Below are 1,003 nucleotides of genomic sequence, written 5' to 3'. Positions count from 1 at the left end.
CGGCGCGCATCACCATCGAGCGTGGCGCCCTGATGCCGCTCCCCAGCCGGCCGGGCACCGACTACACCGAGCTGACGGTGCGTGTCACGACGTCCAGCACCATCCAGGTCCGTAAGGTGCTCTACTCGGTGCCATCCCGGTTGATCGGCGAGCGGCTGCGCGTGCACCTCTACGACGACCGCCTGGTGCTGCACCACGCCCAGCAGGTCCTGCTGACGCTGCCGCGTCTGCATGCCACGCCGAAGAGCGGGCGCCGGCGGATGATCGACTACCGCCATGTGGTCGGCTGGCTGGTCCGCAAGCCCCGGGCCCTGGCGGGGCTGACGTTCCGTGATGAGCTGCTGCCGGGCGCCGACTGGCGTGAGCTGTACGCCCGGCTGACCGCCCAATGGCCGGTCGCCGAGGCCTGCAAGCGCATCGTCGGTGCGCTGGCCCTGGCGGCCGAGCAGGATCAGGCCGAGGCGATCGCCACCTACTGGCTCGGCGCCTTGGAGTGCGGGGACAGCCCGACGCTGGCCGACCTCCAGGCGCGCTTCGCCGCCAGGCCGAGCAGCACGATCGAGCTGCCCCAGGTCACGCAGCATGAGATCGCCAGCTACGACGTCCTGATCCCCTCCACCTCGGCCACGGAGCTGCGCTGCCATGCCTGACGCCCAGACCCTGCCGCTGCTGCTGCGGCAACTACGCCTGCCCACCGTGGCGGCCTGCTGGCCCCAACTGGAGACCCGCGCCCAAGCCGAGGGCTGGAGTCTGCCGCAAACGCTGGCCGCCCTGTGCGAGCAAGAACTCGCCGAGCGTGAGCGGCGCCGACTGGTCCGCCACCTCAAGGAGGCCCGGCTGCCGGTGGGCAAGACGCTGGAAACCTTCGAGTTCGAGTCCATCGCGGCCGATTATCGCCGGCAGCTGACCGCCCTGGCAGGCGACACTCAGTGGGTCGACCAGGCACACAACCTACTGCTGTTCGGACCCTCCGGGGTGGGCAAGAGCCACGTGGCAGCCGGCC

The 1,003-nt window shown here is 70.8% G+C and carries 2 protein-coding genes; both read left to right on the top strand.

Annotated elements, in window-relative coordinates; all coding sequences use genetic code 11:
- The coding region (locus CR157_RS22755) for a Mu transposase domain-containing protein (protein WP_441319108.1) at nt 1-650 on the top strand (650 nt) is incomplete at its 5' end.
- On the top strand, nt 643-1,003 hold a 361-nt coding region (locus CR157_RS23175), incomplete at its 3' end, for an ATP-binding protein (RefSeq protein ID WP_258364270.1). The genes CR157_RS22755 and CR157_RS23175, both read left to right, overlap by 8 nt.

The organism is Halomonas sp. LBP4, from assembly GCF_003202205.1.
Classification (GTDB): Bacteria; Pseudomonadota; Gammaproteobacteria; order Pseudomonadales; family Halomonadaceae; genus Halomonas; species Halomonas flagellata.
Note: the sequence above shows the minus strand (reverse complement) of the source record. Positions and strands in the feature narration are given on the sequence as shown.